This window comes from Burkholderia sp. BCC0398 (assembly GCF_902833245.1).
GTDB classification, from domain to species: domain Bacteria; phylum Pseudomonadota; class Gammaproteobacteria; order Burkholderiales; family Burkholderiaceae; genus Burkholderia; species Burkholderia sola.
Genome location: NZ_CADFEM010000046.1, coordinates 1 through 609, shown reverse-complemented (window position 1 = coordinate 609; position 609 = coordinate 1). Strand labels below are relative to the sequence as shown.

Genomic DNA, 609 nt, shown 5'->3' with positions numbered 1-609 from the left:
AGGTCTTCCTCGTCAACCCCAACGGCGTGCTGTTCGGCTCCGGCGCGCAGATCAACGTCGGCGGCCTCGTCGCGTCCACCCAGAACATCGCCGACGCCGACTTCCTCGCCGGCAACTATCGCTTCTCCGGTCACTCCACCGCGTCGATCGTCAACGATGGCCACATCACTGCCGCCGACGGCGGCAGCGTCGCGCTGCTCGGCGCGCGCGTGTCCAACAACGGCGTGATCCAGGCGAAGATGGGCCGCGTCGCGCTCGGCGCCGGCAACGCGTTCAAGGTCAACTTCGACGGCAACGACCTGCTCAGCCTGCAGGTCGAGGGCGGTGCGGTCGACGCGCAGGCCACCAACGGCGGTTTGCTGAAAGCCGACGGCGGCGAAGTGCTGATGACCGCGCACGCGGCCGGCAACCTGCTGAACGCCGTGGTCAACAACACCGGCACGATCGAAGCGAAGGGCCTCGCCAACCGCGCCGGCAAGATCACGCTCGACGGCGGCACCGTCAAGGTCGCTGGCAAGCTCGACGCGAGCGCGGCCGAAGCCGGCGCACCGGTGGGCTCCGTCATCACGCGCGGCGAGCGCGTCGACGTCGCCGCCGATACCCGCATCG

1 protein-coding gene is annotated in these 609 nt (G+C 69.6%); it reads left to right on the top strand.

Going from position 1 to position 609, the window contains the following annotated elements:
* On the top strand, positions 1-609 hold a 609-nt coding region (locus HWX76_RS36435; RefSeq protein WP_176017110.1), incomplete at both ends, for a filamentous hemagglutinin N-terminal domain-containing protein.